Source organism: Cellulomonas sp. NPDC089187, from assembly GCF_040685135.1.
Classification (GTDB): domain Bacteria; phylum Actinomycetota; class Actinomycetes; order Actinomycetales; family Cellulomonadaceae; genus Cellulomonas.
In genome coordinates, this window is sequence record NZ_JBFBHI010000001.1 from 90,120 (window position 1) to 106,806 (window position 16,687).

Sequence of the window (16,687 nt, forward strand, 5' to 3'; positions counted from 1 at the left end):
ACATGTGCACAATGGCGACGAGTGCTTTTCCGTGCTGAACGGCGACCGGCTAGATTGGCTGATGGCGCAGCTCTGGTGGAGGTTCGTCCCACCGGGAATGTCGCACCGTCCGCGGGAATCCCGCCCCGACGGCCGCATACTCGCACCACCGCTGAGGGGAAATCGCCATGACCACGGCACTGTTGGTCGTCGCTATCGGGGCCAGTGCACTGACCCTGATCGCGTTCATCTTCGACGGGGTGTTCGACGCCTTCGAGCTGAGCCTGCCCGGGGACGTCGGTATCTCGACCGTGGGGATCGTCGGCGGCATCGCGGTCTTCGGTTGGACCGGGTTGATCCTGCAGCAGCTGACCGATTGGCCCGCCGCCGCGGTGATCGGTGTCGCGGTGGTGGCCGGGCTGGTGATGATGCTGCTGCTCGGTGCATTGGCCAAGGCGCTGCACCGACGCAGCGCCAACCAGCCCCAGGACACCGACCTGACCGGGCAGACCGGCATGCTCACCACCGCGGCATCCCCGCAGCGGCCGGGTGTGGTCCGGATCCGCTGGCAGGGCGCTCCACGCACCCTCACCGCGCTGGCCGAACAGGACCTGCCCGAGGGCGCCATGGTCCGGATCGTCCGGGCGGACGGCACGGAACGCGCCCTGGTCGCCCCCGTCGACTGACCACATCCGCAGTACTCCATCCCGTCGGCCGCACCGTCGAGAGGACACTCATGAGCTCCCTGATCGTGGGCATTGTCGCCCTGCTCGCTGTCGTCGGCCTGGCCGTCGGCGCGATCGTCTCCCGCTACCGCATCCCCAAGGCCAACGAGGCGCTGGTGATCACCGGCGGCTCCGGTGGCGACGCCCCGGTGAAGGTGTCCATCGGCTCGGGCGTGTTTGTCGTGCCCTTCGTGCAACGCTCCGCCACCCTGGACCTGTCCGCCACCGAGGTGCCGATGCGGGTGGATGAGGGTGTCACCTCGGACAAGATCAAGGTCACCGTCGACGCGGTCGCCCTGACCAAGATCGACGGCACCCCCGAGGGTGTTCGCGCGGCCGCACAGCGGTTCCTCGGACGTGAAGAGGATGTGCCGGGTGTGGTGGCCACTGTCCTGGCAGGTGCGCTGCGTGCGGTGATCGGCAACCTCTCGGTCGAGCAGGTGCTGGCCGACCGTGCCGCCTTTGCCACCGAGATCAAGTTGGAGGCGGAGAAGGCGCTCTCCGAGTCCGGTCTGCGGGTCGACACCCTGCAGATCAACGCGATCCGTTCCGAGCCGGCCGACTACATCGAGAACCTCGGTCGTCCGCAGGCCGCGCAGGTGCGCCGTGAAGCGGAGATCGCCGAGGCGACCAACGTGCAGGAGGCCGAGCGCGCCAAGGCCGCTGCCCGGATCGCCATCGCCGAGGCCAATAAGGACGCGGCGCTGCGGGAGGCGGAGTTCCAGAAGGAGACCGACGCCGCCCGTGCCGAGGCGGAGGCCGTCGGGCCGAAGGTGGCTGCCGCGCAGCAGGCCGAGATCACCCAGGCTGAGCAGGCCAACGCCCAGCAGCAGGTCGAGCTGACCAAGCTGCGCCTGGACTCCGAGGTTCGCGCCAAGGCCGATGCCGATCTCTACGACGCGCAGAAGCGAGCGGATGCCGCGCTGTACACCGCGGAGAAGGAGGCCGAGGCCAAGGCGGTGGCCGTGCGCAAGGCCGCCGACGCCGACCAGCAGCGGCTGACCGCCGAGGGTGAAGGTGCCGCCGCAGCGATCCGCGCCCAGGGTGACGCCGACGCCGCGCGGATCCAGGCCCAGGGTCTGGCCGAGGCCGAGAACCTGCGTGCCCAGGGTCTGGCCGACGCTGAGGCCGCCAAGGCTCGCGGTCTGGCGGACGCTGAGGCCGCCAAGGCTCGCGGTCTGGCCGATGCTGACGCCGCCAAGGCGCACGGTCTGGCCCTGGCCGAGACCACACAGGCGCAGGGTCTGGCCGAGGCAGAGGCGATTCGGGCCCGTGGTGAGGCAGAGGCGCGGGTCAAGGAGCTGCTGGCGGAGGCCTTCGACCGTTACGGTCAGGCCGCTGTCATCGACCAGGTGTTGGCCACCCTGCCCTCGATGATGCGGGAAGCTGCTGCCCCGATCGGCAACGTCGACTCGATCACCGTGCTGGGGGACGCGGAGTCCGCCTCCGGGCTGACCAAGCTGGCCACCGACCTGGTGACCAAGGTGCCTGCCGTGGTCAAGGCCGGCACCGGGCTGGACATCACCGCGCTGCTCACTGGCATGCTCGCCCCCAAGCCGGAGGACGACATCGTGCTGCCGCAGGAGACTGCCGGGAGCGTCGAACCCACCGCCTGAGACTGTGGACCCCGGGCCCTCTGGTCCGGGGAAGGCAGCATCGCACCGTGCAGCGGCTGGCCTCGACGCGCTCGCCGCACGGTGCGATGCTGCACACCATGCAGCTCGATGACATCCCGGTGCGCACACTGCGTGGAACCGACACCACCTTCGGGGAACTCGTGGACGGTCGGCTCGCCCTGGTCGTCAACGTGGCGTCCCGGTGCGGACTCGCCCCGCAGTACGAGCAACTGGAGGCGCTGCACCGCGAGTACGGCCCGCGCGGTTTCACTGTGGTCGGGGTGCCCAGCAACCAGTTCTTGCAAGAACTAGGCAGCTCCGACGCCATCGCCGAGTACTGCTCGGTGACCTGGGGCGCCACCTTCCCGATGTTGGAGAAGACCCCGGTCAACGGTCGGCACGCGCATCCGCTCTACCGCGAGCTCACCCAAGCGCCCGACGACTCCGGCAAGGCGGGGCGCATCACCTGGAACTTCGAGAAGTTCCTGGTGGCACCGGATGGCCGGGTGCGCCGGTTCCGGCCGCGCACGGTACCGGATTCTCCCGAGGTGATCGCGGCGCTGGAGGAGATGCTGCCGGCCGGCTCCTGAGAGGTCGGGCCCCGGTGAGGCCGTCGCGCTGCACCCGCCGCGGTGCCCGTGGCCGTGGGGCCCGCGTAGGCCAGGTGTCCTCCGGAACGACGAAGGCCCCGATCTGGCGGGATCGGGGCCTTCGTCGTCGCTGTCTCAACGAGTGTCCGGAGGGGGACTTGAACCCCCACGCCCTATACGGGCACTAGCACCTCAAGCTAGCGCGTCTGCCATTCCGCCACCCGGACAGGTGCTCCCCACGGCCCCGGATCGAGCGCAGCAGCGTTCGGCCCCGGTGTCGCAGGAACGGTGAGTAAAGATAGCACGGCGCGGTGCTCGGGCATGCATCGCCTCCCGGGTCCAGACTGGGAGGCGACTGGATCGTTCCTGGTCGGGCGGCTGACCCGGCGGCGGGGCGGTCGGTGACCGGGCGACCGTCCGGTCCAGGTGTCGAGGTGGAGGTGGCACACACGATGGCCGAGCAGATCCCGGGCGGCGGGAGCGGGGTGCGCCGGGTGGCCGGTCAGCGGCGAGGTCCTACCGGTGGCACTGAGGAGAATGTGCCGCAGTGGTTGAAGACCTCGGCTGGGACGACCTGGCGGCTGCTGGTGTTGCTGGTCGGGGTCGGGGTGGTGTTCTACGCCACCTCCCAGGTGAAGCTGCTGTTCATCGCGGTGTTCATCGCGCTGGTGTTGACGGCGGTGCTGCGGCCTCTGGTGGACATCTACGCCAAGGTGATGCCGCGGCCGTTGGCGACGGCGCTGGGGTTGCTGTCGGGGTTCCTGGTGTTGTCCGGGCTGATCTTCTACGTGGGCTACTCGGTGGCGACGCAGTGGACGGCGCTGTCGGCGCAGTTCGGGGACGGCATCGATCAGATCGTCGACTTCTTGGAGGACGGTCCGCTGCCGGTGACGATCACCAACGATCAGATCGGGGAGTGGATCGACACCGGGCGGCAGTGGATCCAGGATCATGCCGGGGACATCGCCGGGCAGGCGGCCTCGCAGGCGGGGTCGGTGGTGGAGGTGTTCACCGCGTTGGCGTTGGCGCTGTTCTGCGCGATCTTCTTCTTGGCGCGCGGGCAGGAGATGTGGACGTGGTTCCTCAACCAGCTGCCGTCGCGGGTGCGGCCAACCTGGCTGACCGCCGGTGGTGCCGGGTGGTACACGTTCTCCGGGTACACCCGGGGCACGGTGATCATCGCGGTCACCGACGGGATTTTGGCGTTCGTGCTGCTGAGCATCGTGGGCGTGCCGTTGGCGGCACCGTTGGCGGTGCTGGTGCTGATCGGTGCGTTCATCCCGCTGATCGGTGCGCCGGCGGCGATGGTGATCGCGATGATCGTGGCATTGGCGGCGAACGGTCCGATCCAGGCTGCCGTTGTCGGGATCGGGATCGCGCTGATCGGGCAGTTCGAGGGGCATGTGCTGCAGCCGCTGGTGATGGGCAAGCAGGTGTCGTTGCACCCGGTGGTGGTGGCGTTGGCGGTGACGGCGGGGACGTTGAGCGCCGGCATCCTGGGGGCCGTGATCGCGGTGCCGCTGGTGTCGGTGGTGTGGGCGGTGTACTCCCGCCTACACACCCCGGACCCGCCGATGGAACCGGAGGAGACCGAGGGGCACACCCGGCCGGTCGAGGACGAGGACGAGGTCGCCGAGCAGGCCTGATCAGGCCTCCGGGGTCTCAAATCCGCCGAGCCAGACGGTGAGCAGGTCGGCCAGGGCTGCTTGCTGCGCGGGGTCGAGGGCGGCGACCAGGCGGTGCTCATTGCGGATGTGGGCGGTGAAGGCCTCGTCGAACAGGGCACGTCCGGCCTCGGTGAGGCGTGCCACCCGGCCGCGTCCGTCGTCGTCACTGGGTCGACGTTCGACCAGTCCGGCCTCCTCCAGGCGGTCGAGACGCTTGGTCATGGCGCCGGTGGTGACCATGGTGTGCTGGGCCAGTGCTCCGGGTGCGAGTTCGTAGGGTGCGCCTTGGCGTCGGAGGGCGGCGAGCACGTCGAATTCGCCCTCGCCCAGTCCGTAGCGCCGGTAGAGCGCGACGAGTTCGACCCGCATCAGATCGGCGAGGCGGTGCAAGCGGCCGATGAGTCCTTGCGGGGAGACGTCGAGGTCAGGGCGTTCTCGCTGCCACTGTTGCTGGATCCTGGCGACGCGGTCCGGGCTCATCCGGTCAGAATACCTTCCATGGAAGCTATAGTGGCTTCCATGGAAGCTAAGGGACGGTGGTTGGCGATCACCGCGGTGGCACCGATCGCCTGGGGCGCCAACTACGTCGTGACCCGGCAGATGCTGCCTGCCGATGCGCTGCTGTGGGGGTCGGCGTTGCGTGCGCTGCCTGCCGGTCTGGTGCTGTTGCCGCTGGCCCGGGCACTGCCGCACGGGCGGCAGTGGTGGCAGTCGGTGGTGCTCGCGCTGCTGAATGTGGCCGGGTTCTTCGCGCTGGTCTACGCCTCCGCGCAACTGCTGCCGAGCAACATCGCCTCCTCGATCATGGCGCTCAGTCCGCTGGCGCTGACCTTCCTGGCCTGGCCGCTGACCAGTGAGCGACCGACATTCCGGGCGGTCGCCGGTGGGGTGATCGGAGCGGGCGCGCTGGTGCTGGTGCTCGGTGGCACGAGTGGGGCCATCGACCCGGTGGGGGTGGTCGCGGCGGTGGCGGCATTGCTGTCCTCGTCGACCGGAGCGTTGCTCGGCAAACGGTGGTCGGCGGGTACTCCGGTGCTGGCCTCCACGGCCTGGCAGATGACGTTGGGCGGTCTGGTGCTCGCGGCGGTGGCGGCGATCGGTGGTCCGCCGCCGGAGATCGACCTGCGGGCGGGGATCGGCTTTGCCTTCACCAGTCTCATCGCAACCGCGCTGGCGTTCCTGTGCTGGTTCGGCGGCCTGAAACACCTGCCGGCGGCGCAGGTCGGGGCGCTGGGGATGCTGAACCCGCTGACCGGAATCCTGCTCGGCACCGTGGTGGTGGGGGAGTCGCTGACCGTGGTGCAGATCGTCGGGATCGTGGTGGTGCTCGCGGCGGTGGCGTGGAGCACGATCCGGCCACGGCGTCGTGTGCCTGCGGCGGTGCCCGAGGCTGTGGTGTCGGAGGTTCCCATCCCACCCGCCCCGGTGCCTCGCTGAGACGCTGCCCGCTGCGCGGCGGACCCGCTGCCCAGGACGCAGCCGAGCCCCTGCCCCGGTAGACCACTGAGCCGCAGCCACCCGAGGCGGCACGTCACGCTCCGGGATAAGCCGCCGTCGCCAGCTGCCGGGCCAGGTGCGCGGTCGTGCGGGCGAGTGTCGCCGTGGTGGTCGCCACCGACTCCGGGGTCTCGGGCAGGTCCCGGTAGTCGACCGACCCCATCGCCTCGCCCACCCAGTAGGTGACCGCCTGCGGCGCGATGCTGTAGCCGACGTCGTTCAGCGCCTGGAACAGCTCGGAGCTGACATGGTGCGCGCCGTCCTCGTTGCCGACCACTGCCACCGCGGCCACCTTGTCGAACAGGATCGGTCGCCCGTCGGCCTGCGTCTCGGACAGCTCGGCGTCGAGGCGTTCCAGCACCCGCTTGGTCACCGAGGACGTCTGTCCCATCCAGATCGGGGTGGCGATCACCAGGATGTCCGCGGCCAATACCTGCGCCCGGATCTGCGGCCACTGGTCGCCGTCGCCCATGTCGGTCTCGACCCCCGGGCGGATGTCGTAGTCGGCGAGCCGGAGGGTGCTGCCGGTCACGCCGTGCTGGGCGAGCGCGGCGAGCACCTGGTTGGCCAGGTGCTCGCTGCTGGACGGTGCGGGCGAGGGCTTGAGGGAGCCGATCAGGGCGAGGGCGGTGAGGTCGGTCATGCCGAGCAGTCTGCGGTGGGGCGGTTCGAGTGGCGACCCGAACCGCCCCCCCCGCGAGCGTGTCAGCCGATGCTGTCCCGGAATCGTCGCGTCCCCAGCACGAACCGCAGCACGGTCTGCGCAGTGCGCTGCACCTCGGCCAGCGTGATCCCCTCCTCCGCCGTGAGGCTGGTCAGCAGACTGCCGTCCCCGTGGTCGGTGCCGAAGTCCTTGCCGCCGGGCATGAGGACGTCGACCTGTGCCCGGACCCGGTAGGCGTCGTTGGTCAGCGCGGGGAAGTCCGGGTCGGTGGCCGGCTGCATCCACCAGTCGGTCATCACCAGCCCGTCGTAGCCCCACTCCTCACGGAGCACGGTGGTGACCAGGTCGTGGTGGTAGTGGGCCCAGACACCGTTGATCTTGTTGTAGCTGGTCATGATCGTCTGCGGGCGACCTTCGGCGACGCAGATCTGGAAGCCCCGCAGGTAGATCTCACGCAGGGCCCGCTCGGAGACCCGGGAGTCGTTGCGGTTGCGGTTCTCCTCCTGGTTGTTGGCCGCGAAGTGCTTGGGGCATGCGGCCACACCGGTGGACTGGATGCCGCGGACAACGGCGGCGGCGGTCCGGCCGGTGATCAGCGGGTCCTCGGAGAAGTACTCGAAGTTACGGCCGCAGAGCGGGTCACGGTGGATGTTCGTCCCGGGGCTGAGCAGGATGTCCGAGCCCTTGGCGACCATCTCGGCACCGTGGGTAGCGGCAAGCGCCTCGACCAGGTCCGGGTCCCACGTGGCGGCCAGGGCGGTGCCGCAGGGCAGCAGACTGGCGTAGGCGGACAGTCGGATGCCGGAGGGGCCGTCGGTGGTGGTGATCGGGGGGATGCCCCGTGCGCGCAGGGCCTCGGTGGTACCGCCGAGGACGCCGGCGTTGCCCGGTGCGCCCAGCGGGGAGTCCATCACGTAGTCGCCGCGGGTCAGGCCCTCCAGTTCCTCCGGGTCGAGGTCGGCGACCAGCTCCGCGAGGGTGGCCCGCCCGGCGGCGACATCGGTCAGGGTCAGGCCGCGGTGGGTGGTGGGCAGCTCGGTGGGCAGGGCCTCGGCGATGCGGGCCGGGCGCTCGACGGCGCTGGTGGGCACCTCTTCGCGGTCGACCCGGAAGGAGGTGCCCTCGGCGACCGGCCGCATGCGCAGGAAGGGCTGGGCCGGGTCCGGTGCGGCGACCTGGCGCAGCTGCTGCACCACTCGGGTCTGCGGGACCGTGAAGCGGGCGATGGGTGAGGCTGCTCCGGCGTCCCGGACGTCGACACCGGCGTGCAGGGTGTAGTCGCCGGCCTCGAGCACCCAGGCGTGCGGGTATCCGGTGACCCCGGAATCGTCGTAGCTGGCCAGCTCGGTCAGGTCGACGGTGAGCCGGATGGTGCTGGTCTCGCCGGGGGCCAGCTCGGCGGTCTTGCCGAAGGCAGCGAGAGTGAGCACCGGCTGTCCGAGAGCGCCCTGGGGTCGAGCGGCGTACAGCTGGGCGGTCTGACGTCCGGAGTGCTGACCGGTGTTGGTGACTCGGATGGCCACCGCGGCGGTGTCGCCGGTGACGGTGCTGCCGTCGTCGTCGAGCTGGAAGCTGGTGTAGCTCAGTCCGAAGCCGAAGGGGAACTGCACCCGGTCCGGGGCGAAGGTCTCGAAGAAGCGGTAGCCGACGTAGACGTCCTCGGCGTAGACGTTCTCGTCCAGGTGCCCGAAGTTCCCGGCGGTGGGGTAGTCGGGGTAGTGCAGCGCGATGGAATCGGTGAGTCGACCGCTGGGGGAGACCGCACCGGTGAGCAGGTCGGCGACGGCCCGGCCGGACTCCATGCCGCCCTGCCAGGCCAGCAACACCGAGCCGATCCGTCGGCCGAAGTCGTCCTCCAGCCAGGACAGGTCCATGGTGCTGCCGATGTCGAGCACCAGCACCACCCGGTCGAAGGCCGCGGTGACCTGCTCCAGCATGTGGCGCTCGTCATCGGTGAGCAGGAAGCTGCCCTGCTCCAGGGCGTTGTCCCGCGACTCGCCGGCGGCCCGGCCGATCACCGCCACGGCGACGTCGGTGCGTGCGGCTGCGGCGTCGACCAGGGCGGGGTCCAGCGGCATCTCCTCGAAGGAACGCGGCCAGGTGCCCCACTCGCCCGGGTCGGGGCGGTGCGCGGCGGACCAGGCGGTGTAGGTCTGGGCCAGCTCGGTGTCGACGTCGACCCCGGCCTCCCGGAGCCCGTCCAGCAGGTTGATCGTGTAGGGGGCGTTCACGTCGCCACCGGAGCCGTAACCGACCGCGAACCAGTCGATCTGCACCCGGCCGAAGACAGCGACCCGGGCGTCCGCGACCAGCGGCAGGGTGCCGTCATGGCGCAGAAGGACCGCGCCGTCGGCGGCCGCGCGCCGGGCCAGCCGGACCAGTTCGGGGTCCACATGCCGGTCGTCGTCCAGGATCGTCGTGGAGGCCTGGGCCAGGGAATCGGGGGTCAGGCCGGTGGTGCCCGGGTCGGTCATGGAAGCGCTCTCCTCGCTGAGTCGGTGCGGTGACACTACCCAGGTGTGGCCGGAATTGTCGTATCGATTCGATGGCGGGTCCGGCTACGGTGCACGGATGACCACCAGGACGTTGCGTTCCGACGACCCCGAGCTGGCCGTGCTGCTCGACGCGGGTGCGCGGGTGGTGACCGAGTCCTGGGGTGCTCGCCTGCACCGCGACGACCTGAACCCGGCCCGGTTGACAGCACTGGTGGCGCGGGTGACCGGTCAGGGGATCGCCGTCGGCGAGCTGACCGTGACGGATCTGCCCCGGGTGCTCGATCTGCACCGGGCGACCCGGGCGGACTACCCGGAGGGACCTGCCACCCCGCGACCGGATCTGGACCGGAACAGTGCGGTGGCGCTGTTCGGAGAAGGTCGGGTGTTCGGGGCGAGCGACGGGGAAGCGCTGGTCGCGATGACCGCCGTCGAGCGGCTGTCCGACCGCGTCGAGACCGCCTTCACCGCGGTGCGAGCGCCCCATCGAGGACGGGGGATCGCCACGGCGGTGAAGGCAGCCTCCGTGCTCGCGCTCGCCGCGGAGGGTGCTGAGCTCTTTGGCACCGGGGGTGCCGGTGACAACGCGGCGAGCCTGGGCATGAACCGGGCGGTGGGCTACGCGGTGACCGAGCGCTGGGTGACGGTGCGGCCCTGAGTTCAGGGGGTGCGCAGCAGCCGGTTCGGTGACCCGGTGCCCGCGCCGGTGACCTGGTTCTTGGAGCTGCGGGCGGACATCGCGTTCCACACCGCCGCCAGGGTCGCCTTGGGGGTGCGTTGCAGGATCATCGCCGCGGCACCGGACACATGCGGTGCCGCCATCGAGGTGCCGGACATCGACGAGCTCGCCGTTGTACTGCGGTGCGAGGAGGACAGGATGTGCTCGCCCGGCGCGAAGATGTCCAGACAGCGCCCCCAGTTGGACTGCGGCCACCGCCGGTCGACCTTGGTGGTGGCACCGACCGTGATCGCGGACCGCGCCGACGCCGGTGACGTGCCGCAGGCGTCCTTGTTGCCGTTGCCGGCGGCGACCACGACGATCACCCCGTCGGCGATCAACCGGTCGACGGCGGCGTTCACCGCGGGGCTGAGCGTGCCACCCAGGCTGATGTTGGCCACCGCCGGGGTCTGGGGCTTGTGATCGGCGATCACCCAGTCGATCCCGGCGATCAGCTGGCTGAAGGTGCCTGACCCGGCGCAGGGCAGCACCCGGACCGGGACCAGGGTCACCTGCTTAGCGACGCCGTAGGTGCTGCCGCCGAGTGTGCCCGCGACGTGGGTGCCATGGCCGTTGCAGTCGGTGGTGCCGCGACCGTCCTGCACCGCGGTGAAGCCCGACCGGACCCGACCCTTCACCTCCCGGTGGGTGGCCAGGATGCCGGTGTCGATGACGTAAGCGGTCACGCCCTTGCCGGTGTACTGGTAGGTGAAGGTGCCGGACAGCGGCCGGGTGGGCTGGTCGATCCGGTCCAGGCCCCAGGACGGCGGGCGCTGGGTGGCCGTGATCGCCATCGGTCCGTCCGGCTCCACGGAGATCACCCGCGGATCGGCGTCCAGCTCGGAGATGGCCTCCGGCGTGAGGTCGGCGGCGAACCCGGAGGCCGCTGGGTAGAGGTCCTCGATGGTGGAGGCGTCCTGTGCGGTGGCGGCGCGGGCGGTGGCGGTGACGTTGGTGCCGGGGGCCAGGGTGACGAGCATCGGGGTGGTTGCCCCGTCGGCGTGGGCGTCGGGCGGGGTGGGGGCGTCGGGTGTCGGGGCTGATGTCGGCATGAGGGAGCCGGGCTCGGGCAGTGGCTCAGGGGGAAGCGGACCCGGCCCGGGGGCGGGCAGTGACGCGGGGGCGAGTGGACCCGGTAGGGGCGTGGCCTCGGGGTGGGTGTCCGCTACGCGAGCAGCATCCGACAGCTCGGCGACGTCACTCGGCGACGGGGACGGCGCGGCACTCGGGGCCGGCGTGGTGCTGGTGGACGGCGCGGCAGCCGCGGATGGTGCGGTGCTCGTGGACGGAACCGGTGCGGCGGTGCTGGCAAGGGCTGTGGCGGGGGTCAGCGCGCCGACCACCACCGCACTGAGCAGGAGACCGACCAATCGATGCGGCTCCGGACCGTTGCGCGCACCGGTCGGGCTCTGTCGTCCGGTGCTGGGCTGTGGGCGGGCGGGCATCCGGCGGAGCGAACGGAGGGACAGCGGCATGGCGGGTTCCTCGGAGGACGACGACAGGGCATCGCCGGGAACCGCTGCGCACCGAGCGGGGGGGGACGGTGGGCGCGACGCCCCCCAGCGCTGACCTCAGGATCGGTCAGGCATGCTCGCGGATCAGCCCGAGTGTGAGCGCTCACCCGGGTGAACTGGCTGTTCACCCGAGGCGGTTCCGATCAGGGAACGACGGTGACCGGCCAGTGCGCCTTGCGCACCAGACGCACGGCCAACGACCCGGCGAACCGGTGCCCGATGGACTCCGAGGAGCCCACCACCACGCAGTCGGCCCGGACCTCACGTGCCACGTCGGACAGCACCTGGAACGGGTCGCCGGGGCGCACGATCAGCTCGGCTTCCACTCCGCCGGCCTCGGTGGCGTGCGCCCGCCGCAGCAGGGTCTCCACCTCGTCCTGCGCGGCGAGCACCGCGGTCCGGGCTGAGCCGCTGGCGTCGATCATCGAGGCCATCCCGCCCGTGGTGGTCCGGGCGAATACCGCCACCAGTCGGCTGCCGTGCCGTCGGGCCTGGCCCAGGGCATAGGCGGCGGCCCGCAGCGAGGGTTCGGAGCCATCGACGCCCACCACGATGGCGGACGGTCCGTCGGTGCCCAGCTCGTAGCCCATGACACTCCAGTTCAGGAAGGCGGTGACGGATCGAGGCTATCGGCGTTCCGTGACGGTCGGTGCGGGCCGGTGGTCCCGGATCGCACCCGGTCAGCCGGGCAGCGTGCGCAGCAGGTCGGCGGTCGCCTGCTCCACCAGCTCCGGCCCGCGCCGCAGCGCCTCCAACAGTGGCAGCCCGGTGCCGAGGTCACGGATCGCCACCGCACCGAGTCGGTTCAACCGGGTGTCCTGCGCGACGGACCCGCCGAGTACTGCCACCGGCACTCCGGCTGCCCGCGCCAGCTGGCACACGCCGGCCACCACCTTGCCCTCCAGCGTCTGCGCGTCGACGCGGCCCTCCCCGGTGAGCACCAGGTCCGCGCCGGGGATCGCGTCGGGTAATCCGATCGCCTCCGCCACCACCGAGGCCCCGGATCGCATCCGAGCCCCCAGCGCGAGCAATGCCGCACCCAGGCCACCCGCTGCCCCCGCGCCGGGTAGGGCAGCCACCGGGGTCCGCTCGTCGTGGTCCGTATGCAGGCCGTTCAGACGCGGGCTGTCCTGGCGCAGTCGGGCCGCACGCAGATGGTCCAGCTGCGGGGCGAGTGCGGTCAGTGTCGATTCCAGCACCGGGAGCTGCGCGGGAGTCGCCCCCTTCTGCGGCGCGAACACCGCCACCGCGCCCCGTGGGCCGAGCAGCGGGTTGCGCACGTCGCAGGCCAGGTCGAGGACGGTGCGACGGAGTCGAGGGTCCAGCCCGGTCGCGTCCAAGCCGGTCACCCCGAGGGGCGCACCTGGCCCCAGCACGCCGGTCGCCGCACCCGGGCCCAGCACGCCGGTCTCCGCACCCGGTCCCCACGCACCCGGCCGGACCACGCCCGGCCCCAGCAGCCGCACCCCCAGCGCCCGCAGCAGCCCCGCCCCGCCGTCGCTGGTCACCGTGCCGCCGAGCCCGATCACCACCCGCTTCGCACCCAGATCCAGCGCCGCCGACAGCAGCTCACCCACCCCGCCCGAGTCGGCCCGCAGCACATCCCGCTCGGCTGGGGGCACCAGGTGCACGCCGACTGCCTGGGCTGACTCCACCAGCGCCAGCCGTCGGTCGGGATGCCACCCGAGGAGGGCCGTGACCGGGGTACCCAGCGGTCCGGCGACCGGCACCTCGACAGCCGCCCAACCCGGGGCGCTCGTGCACACCGCCAGCGTGCCCTCGCCGCCGTCCGCCATCGGTCGCAGCACGCACTGCGCGTCGGGGTGGACTGCGCGCACCCCGGCGGCCATCGCCCGAGCAGCGCGGTCGGCGCTCATCGACTCCTTGAATGAGTCCGGGGCGAGCACCACCCGCATAGATCAGCCCGCGGTGGGGGACGCGGTCGGCGTCGGGCTGCCGTCCTCGTCCTCATCCTCGGCGGGTAGCTCCTCGATCTGCGGCCAGGCGGTGCGGTCGTGCACGGTGGCCGACGCATCGGTGCCGATCTCGATCAGCTGCCAGTCCAGGATGCTGCGGGTGTCCGGGTCAAAGCGCAGCAGCGTCATCTCCGCCGTGCCCTTGAGCGGACCGATCCGGGGCTCGTTCTCCTGAGCGCCCGCGGTGGAGGAACTGATGTACCGGATGCCCTGGCCGATCTGCTCCGGGTCAGTGCGTGAGTGCAGATGCCCGGAGAACAGCGCGGGCACGCAGCCGTCATCCAACAGCGCAGGGATGCGGGGGTTGTGGAACAGCACCAGGTCCACCCCGTCCGGGTCCGCACAGGCCACCTCGTTCAACCGGCGGGCCACCGAGGAGTAGGACTCGTCCTGCTGCTGCTCGATGATCAGCCGGGTGGCCTTCGGGTCGTGGTCGCCGAGGATCCGGATGCCGCGCACATCGATCACACTGCCGTCCAGCACGGTGGCCCCGGCCTTCGCGTACTGCGCGGTGGTGTCCGAGGAGTCGTGGTTACCCGGTGCGGTCACCAGGTCGACACCGGAGGGGATCGCCCGGGCGAAAGTGGTCACGCAGTACTGCTCCACCGAGGTGCCATTCATCGTGGTGTCCCCGGCATCCAGCACGATCTGCGCCCCGGACAGCTCCACCATGGAGGTGATCAGTGGAGCCATCCCGACATTGCAGTGCAGGTCGGAGACCAGCAGCAGGGTGATGGGCTCCGACCCCTCGCCGCTCGGACTGGCCGACGGGGTGGGTGAGGTGCTCGCGGTCGGCTCCGGTGCGGGGGAGTCATCGGCGGCGGGGGTGGTCTCCCAGTCCTGCCACGCGGCGACCAGCGCGTCGTCGGCCTGCGCGTAGAAGTCCTCATTGTCCCGATAGGCGTCCACCAGCAGGCCGCCGTAGGTGTTGATGATGCCGCCGAGCCGGCCGGTCACCCGCGCCCCCTCCAGCGGGGTGTCGTCGAAGACGGTGGTCACGGGGGTGGCCTGCGCCTGCTCTCGGCGCTCGCGGACCACGGACACGCTCACTGCCAGCACCAGCACCAGCACCGTGGCCGTGACCGACAGCACGGGGCCGTAGTGCTGGCGGGCACCACGGGCCAGCTCGGTCCGACGCGCACGGCCCAGCAGCGCCCGCACAGCCACCGTCCCGGCGGCGATCACCAGCAGCGCCAACCCGGCCCGCCACAGCGCATCGCCGATCAAGGCCCGGGCCGCGTCCTCGACTGTCGCCTGCGGTCCGGTGAAGAACTGCAAGTACGAGGCCGCGTCATCACTCAGCTGTTGCAGGGTGTCGATGTCGTTCAGCGCGTCGACGTCCTCGGGGATCTCCTGCACGGTGACCCGGGCTCCGAGTCCGAGCGGCAGCGGGGAGTCCAGCTCCAGCGCACCCAATGGGCCGAGGTCCAGGGTGATCTGCTGGTCGATGGTGACGTCGTACTGCGCCTCATGCGGGCCGAAACTGAGCCGGGCGCTCGCGGTGGTCACGCCGAAGGTCAGGGCGACGACGACGGCCAACAGCACCCCGAGTGCCCAGCCGAGTCGGTTGCGCAGACGGCCGGGGGCGGCGGTGGGGGCGGAGTTCTCGGACATCGGTGCCGACTCTAGACGGGCGGCGCGGCATGCGTCCTGGTGGTAATCCAGTCCCATGAGCGAGAACACCCCGCACCAGGAGAGCACCGTGACTGTCGTGCTCGCCCTGGGGGCCAATGCGCTGGTGGCGCTGGCCAAGACCGTGGCCGCCGTCGTCACCGGTGCCGCTTCGATGCTGGCTGAGGCGGCGCACTCCTGGGCGGACACCGGCAATGAGGTCTTTCTGCTGGTGGCGCAGCGACGCGGCGCGCGACCGGCGGACCGCAGCCACCCCTTCGGCTACGGCCGGGAGATCTACATCTGGTCGCTGTTCGCGGCCATCGGGCTGTTCGCTGTGGGCGCCGGGGTGTCGATCACCCATGGCATCCAGGAACTGGCCCATCCGGAACCGGCGGAGTCCTTCACGGTGGCCTATGTAGTGCTGGCGGTGGCTTTCGTGTTGGAGGGCATCTCCTTCCTGCAGGCGTGGCGGCAGGCACGTGCGGCGGCGGACCGTCGGGATCGGGAGCTGTGGGAGCACATCCTGTCCACCTCGGACCCGACGGTGCGGGCGGTGTTCTTTGAGGATGCGGCGGCGCTGATCGGCATCGTGATCGCCGCGGCGGGGATCGGGGCGCATCAGCTCACTGGGTCCGCGGTGCCCGATGCGGTGGGTTCGATCCTGGTGGGGGTGCTGCTCGGGGTGGTGGCGTTGGTGTTGATCGACCGCAATCGGCGGTTCCTGGTCGGTGAGGCGGCAGACCCGGAGCTGGAGCGGGCGGCGGTCCGGGCGCTGCTGGCACTGCCCGGTGTGGCGCGGGTGACGCAGGTGCGGTTGGAGTACGTCGGTGCCGGGCGGGTGTTCCTCACTGGTGCCGTGGACCTGGCCGGCAACCCAGCGGAGGACGATGCCGCCCATGCGCTGGCCGCGGTGGAGCGCGAGGTGGCCCGCACGCCGGGGGTCATCGGGGCGGTGCTGTCCCTGTCCGAACCCGAGGAACCGGCGCTGACGGCGTAATCAGGACGTACCGGTCAGGGGCGGACGTGTCCCGCGTCACGCAGCGGAAATCCTGGTGAAACACGGCTGACACCGGGCGTACCCTGTGCGTCGAGGGTGCACCGTCCGGGTCGGGCGGGGATGCGCCGCCTGTGGGGGGCCCGTGTGGCACCACTCCACCCTCCGCGGACCCGGCGATCCCGGGGCCCGCGGTCACTGACCAGACGATTCGCCCCAGGAGGGCTTCGATGACCATGTCCCTGACCCGCCGCCCCGTCACCCGCACGCTGATGATCGGTGCCACCGCGCTGGTCGCCGTCGGTCTGCTGGGTGCCTGCTCCTCCGACAACGGCAGCTCGGACGAGACCACCGCCGCCTCCGGCAACAGCGCCGCCTCCAACAGCGACGCCGCGGTCACCATCCTGGACCAGACCAACCTGCTGCTGGTCACCGCGCAGGAGACCTTCGAGGCCAAGGGCCTGGTCGTCGATGTCGCGGACGCCACCGGCCAGGGCCGCACGATTGAGGACCCGTCGCAGTGGGTCGTCGTCACGCAGGACCCGATGAACGGCGAGGTGCCGGCCGGGTCGACCATCACGCTGACCGCGCGGATGACCACCGACGACCCGAGCACCGTCAAGTGAGCTGATCCACCCCGT

Annotated in this window: 15 protein-coding genes and 1 tRNA gene; 8 read left to right on the forward strand and 8 right to left on the reverse strand. The window is 71.1% G+C overall.

Features of this window, described 5'->3' with window-relative positions; all coding sequences use genetic code 11:
* Positions 1-167 precede the first annotated feature (167 nt).
* The 3 genes from AB0N78_RS00420 to AB0N78_RS00430 all read left to right on the forward strand — a co-directional run bounded on the left by AB0N78_RS00420 (position 168) and on the right by AB0N78_RS00430 (position 2,910).
* Positions 168-665, forward strand: coding sequence for an NfeD family protein (locus AB0N78_RS00420; protein ID WP_363384339.1), 498 nt, complete (start codon positions 168-170; stop codon positions 663-665).
* Positions 666-715: 50 nt separating this feature from the next.
* Complete coding sequence (locus AB0N78_RS00425; protein WP_363384341.1) at positions 716-2,320, forward strand: SPFH domain-containing protein; 1,605 nt, start codon at positions 716-718, stop codon at positions 2,318-2,320.
* Between the two features lie 98 nt (positions 2,321-2,418).
* Positions 2,419-2,910: a glutathione peroxidase gene (locus AB0N78_RS00430; protein WP_363386189.1), complete on the forward strand. Its 492-nt coding sequence runs from the start codon at positions 2,419-2,421 to the stop codon at positions 2,908-2,910.
* A 143-nt stretch (positions 2,911-3,053) separates the two neighbouring features.
* Here the strand turns inward: AB0N78_RS00430 and AB0N78_RS00435 are convergent.
* A tRNA-Leu gene (locus tag AB0N78_RS00435) sits at positions 3,054-3,137 on the reverse strand.
* A gap of 225 nt (positions 3,138-3,362) precedes the next feature.
* Between AB0N78_RS00435 and AB0N78_RS00440 the strand changes: the two genes are divergently transcribed.
* Positions 3,363-4,556 (forward strand): AI-2E family transporter, encoded by a 1,194-nt coding sequence (locus tag AB0N78_RS00440; protein WP_363386191.1) that lies wholly within the window; start codon positions 3,363-3,365, stop codon positions 4,554-4,556.
* On the opposite strand, the gene AB0N78_RS00445 is transcribed toward AB0N78_RS00440, so the two are convergent.
* Positions 4,557-5,057: a MarR family transcriptional regulator gene (locus AB0N78_RS00445; RefSeq protein ID WP_363384344.1), complete on the reverse strand. Its 501-nt coding sequence runs from the start codon at positions 5,055-5,057 to the stop codon at positions 4,557-4,559.
* A gap of 39 nt (positions 5,058-5,096) precedes the next feature.
* Between AB0N78_RS00445 and AB0N78_RS00450 the strand changes: the two genes are divergently transcribed.
* A complete protein-coding gene (locus AB0N78_RS00450) occupies positions 5,097-6,014 on the forward strand; it encodes a DMT family transporter (RefSeq protein ID WP_363384347.1) in 918 nt (305 codons plus the stop codon).
* A gap of 94 nt (positions 6,015-6,108) precedes the next feature.
* On the opposite strand, the gene AB0N78_RS00455 is transcribed toward AB0N78_RS00450, so the two are convergent.
* Together AB0N78_RS00455 and AB0N78_RS00460 are read right to left on the reverse strand one after the other, a co-directional pair.
* Positions 6,109-6,717, reverse strand: coding sequence for an NAD(P)H-dependent oxidoreductase (locus tag AB0N78_RS00455; protein ID WP_363384350.1), 609 nt, complete (start codon positions 6,715-6,717; stop codon positions 6,109-6,111).
* Positions 6,718-6,779: 62 nt separating this feature from the next.
* Entirely contained in the window at positions 6,780-9,212 is a 2,433-nt protein-coding gene (locus AB0N78_RS00460; protein ID WP_363384353.1) for a glycoside hydrolase family 3 N-terminal domain-containing protein, read from the reverse strand.
* A gap of 97 nt (positions 9,213-9,309) precedes the next feature.
* Between AB0N78_RS00460 and AB0N78_RS00465 the strand changes: the two genes are divergently transcribed.
* Entirely contained in the window at positions 9,310-9,888 is a 579-nt protein-coding gene (locus AB0N78_RS00465; RefSeq protein ID WP_363384356.1) for a GNAT family N-acetyltransferase, read from the forward strand.
* 2 nt (positions 9,889-9,890) lie between these two features.
* Here AB0N78_RS00465 and AB0N78_RS00470 read toward each other — a convergent pair whose 3' ends face one another.
* From AB0N78_RS00470 to AB0N78_RS00485, 4 genes are all read right to left on the reverse strand, one after another.
* Complete coding sequence (locus AB0N78_RS00470) at positions 9,891-11,423, reverse strand: S8 family serine peptidase (protein WP_363384359.1); 1,533 nt, start codon at positions 11,421-11,423, stop codon at positions 9,891-9,893.
* Between the two features lie 182 nt (positions 11,424-11,605).
* The gene (locus AB0N78_RS00475; RefSeq protein ID WP_363384361.1) at positions 11,606-12,052 is read right to left on the reverse strand and encodes a universal stress protein; all 447 of its coding nucleotides are present in this window, start codon (positions 12,050-12,052) and stop codon (positions 11,606-11,608) included.
* Positions 12,053-12,142: 90 nt separating this feature from the next.
* Entirely contained in the window at positions 12,143-13,378 is a 1,236-nt protein-coding gene (locus AB0N78_RS00480; protein WP_363384363.1) for a glycerate kinase, read from the reverse strand.
* Positions 13,379-13,381: 3 nt separating this feature from the next.
* Complete coding sequence (locus AB0N78_RS00485) at positions 13,382-15,052, reverse strand: metallophosphoesterase (protein ID WP_363384365.1); 1,671 nt, start codon at positions 15,050-15,052, stop codon at positions 13,382-13,384.
* 55 nt (positions 15,053-15,107) lie between these two features.
* Between AB0N78_RS00485 and AB0N78_RS00490 the strand changes: the two genes are divergently transcribed.
* Both AB0N78_RS00490 and AB0N78_RS00495 read left to right on the forward strand, forming a co-directional pair.
* On the forward strand, positions 15,108-16,049 hold the full coding sequence (locus AB0N78_RS00490) for a cation diffusion facilitator family transporter (RefSeq protein ID WP_363384367.1): 942 nt from the start codon (positions 15,108-15,110) through the stop codon (positions 16,047-16,049).
* A gap of 227 nt (positions 16,050-16,276) precedes the next feature.
* On the forward strand, positions 16,277-16,672 hold the full coding sequence (locus AB0N78_RS00495) for a hypothetical protein (protein WP_363384369.1): 396 nt from the start codon (positions 16,277-16,279) through the stop codon (positions 16,670-16,672).
* Positions 16,673-16,687: the final 15 nt, after the last annotated feature.

Excerpts from the sequence above, each read along its gene's own strand:
- AB0N78_RS00420 (WP_363384339.1), top strand. The coding sequence starts at position 168 with ATGACCACGGCACTGTTGGTCGTCGCTATCGGGGCCAGTGCACTGACC.
- AB0N78_RS00425 (WP_363384341.1), top strand. The coding sequence starts at position 716 with ATGAGCTCCCTGATCGTGGGCATTGTCGCCCTGCTCGCTGTCGTCGGC.
- AB0N78_RS00430 (WP_363386189.1), top strand. The coding sequence starts at position 2,419 with ATGCAGCTCGATGACATCCCGGTGCGCACACTGCGTGGAACCGACACC.
- AB0N78_RS00440 (WP_363386191.1), top strand. The coding sequence starts at position 3,363 with ATGGCCGAGCAGATCCCGGGCGGCGGGAGCGGGGTGCGCCGGGTGGCC.
- AB0N78_RS00445 (WP_363384344.1), bottom strand. The coding sequence starts at position 5,057 with ATGAGCCCGGACCGCGTCGCCAGGATCCAGCAACAGTGGCAGCGAGAA.
- AB0N78_RS00450 (WP_363384347.1), top strand. The coding sequence starts at position 5,097 with ATGGAAGCTAAGGGACGGTGGTTGGCGATCACCGCGGTGGCACCGATC.
- AB0N78_RS00455 (WP_363384350.1), bottom strand. The coding sequence starts at position 6,717 with ATGACCGACCTCACCGCCCTCGCCCTGATCGGCTCCCTCAAGCCCTCG.
- AB0N78_RS00460 (WP_363384353.1), bottom strand. The coding sequence starts at position 9,212 with ATGACCGACCCGGGCACCACCGGCCTGACCCCCGATTCCCTGGCCCAG.
- AB0N78_RS00465 (WP_363384356.1), top strand. The coding sequence starts at position 9,310 with ATGACCACCAGGACGTTGCGTTCCGACGACCCCGAGCTGGCCGTGCTG.
- AB0N78_RS00470 (WP_363384359.1), bottom strand. The coding sequence starts at position 11,423 with ATGCCGCTGTCCCTCCGTTCGCTCCGCCGGATGCCCGCCCGCCCACAG.
- AB0N78_RS00475 (WP_363384361.1), bottom strand. The coding sequence starts at position 12,052 with ATGGGCTACGAGCTGGGCACCGACGGACCGTCCGCCATCGTGGTGGGC.
- AB0N78_RS00480 (WP_363384363.1), bottom strand. The coding sequence starts at position 13,378 with ATGCGGGTGGTGCTCGCCCCGGACTCATTCAAGGAGTCGATGAGCGCC.
- AB0N78_RS00485 (WP_363384365.1), bottom strand. The coding sequence starts at position 15,052 with ATGTCCGAGAACTCCGCCCCCACCGCCGCCCCCGGCCGTCTGCGCAAC.
- AB0N78_RS00490 (WP_363384367.1), top strand. The coding sequence starts at position 15,108 with ATGAGCGAGAACACCCCGCACCAGGAGAGCACCGTGACTGTCGTGCTC.
- AB0N78_RS00495 (WP_363384369.1), top strand. The coding sequence starts at position 16,277 with ATGACCATGTCCCTGACCCGCCGCCCCGTCACCCGCACGCTGATGATC.